2 protein-coding genes are annotated in these 2,414 nt (G+C 73.1%); one reads left to right on the forward strand and one right to left on the reverse strand.

What is annotated here, in order from left to right; genetic code table 11:
- Nucleotides 1-1,655, forward strand: a 1,655-nt coding sequence (locus tag I0C86_RS15580; RefSeq protein ID WP_196201945.1) for a beta-N-acetylhexosaminidase, incomplete at its 5' end; no start/stop codon positions are given.
- Between the two features lie 9 nt (nt 1,656-1,664).
- Here I0C86_RS15580 and lepB read toward each other — a convergent pair.
- On the reverse strand, nt 1,665-2,414 hold a 750-nt coding region (gene lepB / locus I0C86_RS15585), incomplete at its 5' end, for a signal peptidase I (RefSeq protein WP_230394212.1).

Consider the following 2,414-nt stretch of genomic DNA (forward strand, 5'->3'; position numbering starts at 1 on the left):
TCGCCGACGTGCTGCCCGCCCCGGTACGGGTCGAGCCGGCCGCCGGCGTCGAGTTCATCCTGACCCCCGGCACGACGATCCGGACCACGGCCGGCCCCGACGCCGCCGCCGTCGGCCGCTACCTGGCGGACCTGCTCCGCCGCCCCACCGGCTATCCACTGCCGATCGTCCCCGCCGGTCCGGCCGACGCACCGGGCGGGATCTCCCTCCTGCTGACCGGGACCGGGCAAGGTTCCGCCGGGGAACGGCACGCCCGGGACGGATCGCCGGCCGAGGGTTACCGGCTGGAGATCGGTGCCACCGGCGTGGTGGTCCGGGCCCGGACCGCCGCCGGGCTCTTCTACGGCGTACAGACGCTGCGTCAACTGCTGCCGCCGAAGATCGAGGCCGGGCGGCGGCAACCCGGCCCGTGGGCGATCCCGGGCGGCGTGATCTCCGACCATCCCCGGTTCGGCTACCGGGGAGCGATGCTCGACGTGGCCCGGCACTTCTTCGCCGTACCGCACGTGCTGCGGTTCATCGACCACCTGGCCCGGTACAAGCTCAACCACCTGCACCTGCACCTCACCGACGACCAGGGCTGGCGGATCGCGGTGGACTCCTGGCCCCGACTCACCACGGTCGGCGGCGCCACCGAGGTGGACGGCGGTCCCGGCGGCTACTACTCCCGCGAGGAGTACACCGAGATCGTCGCGTACGCCGCCGCCCGGCACATCACCGTCGTACCCGAGATCGACCTGCCCGGACACACCAACGCGGCCCTGAACGCGTACGGGGAACTCGCCCCGGGTGGCGAGGCCCCACCGGAGTACACCGGCACCGACGTCGGATTCAGCGCGGTGGACGTCGACAACGAGCGGACGTACCGGTTCGTCGACGACGTACTCGGTGAGGTTGCCGCGCTGACCCCCGGCCCGTACCTGCACGTCGGCGGGGACGAGGCGTTCACCCTGGGCTCGGCCGACTACACCCGCTTCATGAACCGGATCCAGCGGATCGTCACCGGGCACGGGAAGCGGGTCCTGGGCTGGCACCAGCTCGCGGTGTCCGAGCACAGCGCCGGACGGGTCGTCCAGTACTGGGGCACGTCGACCGACGATCCCGTGGTGGCCGCCGCCGTGCGCAACGGCGCGAAGCTGGTGCTCTCCCCCGGAAACCGGACCTACCTCGACATGAAGTACACCGAGGCGACCCCGCTCGGCAAGGACTGGGCCGGACTGATCGAGGTTCGCACCGCGTACGACTGGGATCCCGGCAGCTACCTGGCCGGGGTGCCCGCCGAGGCGGTACTGGGCGTCGAGGCGCCACTGTGGACGGAGACGATCCGGACGGTCAGCGACGTCGAGTTCATGACGTTTCCCCGGCTGCCGGCCATCGCCGAACTCGGCTGGTCGCCCGCGTCGACCCACGACTGGGCGGACTTCCGGGTCAGGCTGGCCGGCCAGGGCGCGCGGTGGAGCACGGCGGGGATCACCTTCCACCGTTCGCCCGAGGTGCCCTGGGTGGGCGCTCCGGTCGTACCCGAGCCCCGGCCCGCCGGCGCCACGACCGCCGTCCCGGGTGTGGTTGCCGCCGCCCCGTCCGGCGCGGCGGCAACCATCCCACCCGGAGGTGGCGGACCGCCCGCCGACGACCAGCCGGCGCCCATCACCTGATCGCAACCCTCAGTGGACGGAGCTGGCCCGTCGCGCCGGCCAGATCCGGCCGACCACCTCGCCGACGACGTCCGCCTCGTCGACCGGTCCCCAGGACCGGGAGTCGACCGCCGATTCGCGATTGTCGCCGAGCACGTAGAGGGTGCCCGACGCGACGGTGACCGGCGAGCAGTTGGTCCGGCTGCCCGTCGCCAGGTACGGCTCGTCGACGGCGATGCCGTTGCGCCGGAGCGCTCCGTCCACACAGGAGATCGTGTCACCGGGAAGCCCGAGCACGCGGATGTTGAACACCTCCCGCTCGCCGTGACGCTGGCGGGCGAGCAGTACCACGTCGCCCCGGTCCGCCCCGGTGAAGCGGACGGTGAGCCGATCGACCAGAACCCGGTCGTCGATGGCGAGCGTCGGCTGCATGCTCGTGCTGGGGACGTACCGGACGGTGAGCACGAACTGGCTGGCCGCGACCAGCAGCACGGCGGCCGATACGCCGACGACCAGCAGCCGGCGGAGCCGGTCGGCCGGCCAGAGTACGGCGGCGACCGGAGCCAGCAGCCCTCTGCCGGTACGCCGCTCGCGCCAGGAGAGCCACACGCCGCTCGCCGCCCAGCGCACCGCCTCCCATCGTCCGACGGTCTCCTCGAACTCGCCCAGGATTGCCGCACCCCAGGTCCCGCCCGAACCGCCGTCGGCACCACGGCCGCCCCGCACCGCCCTGGTCAGCACGTCCCGAGCCACTCGCCGCACCACCGACTCGGCCCCCAC

The sequence above is a fragment of the Plantactinospora alkalitolerans genome (assembly GCF_015690345.1).
GTDB classification, from domain to species: Bacteria; Actinomycetota; Actinomycetes; order Mycobacteriales; family Micromonosporaceae; genus Plantactinospora; species Plantactinospora alkalitolerans.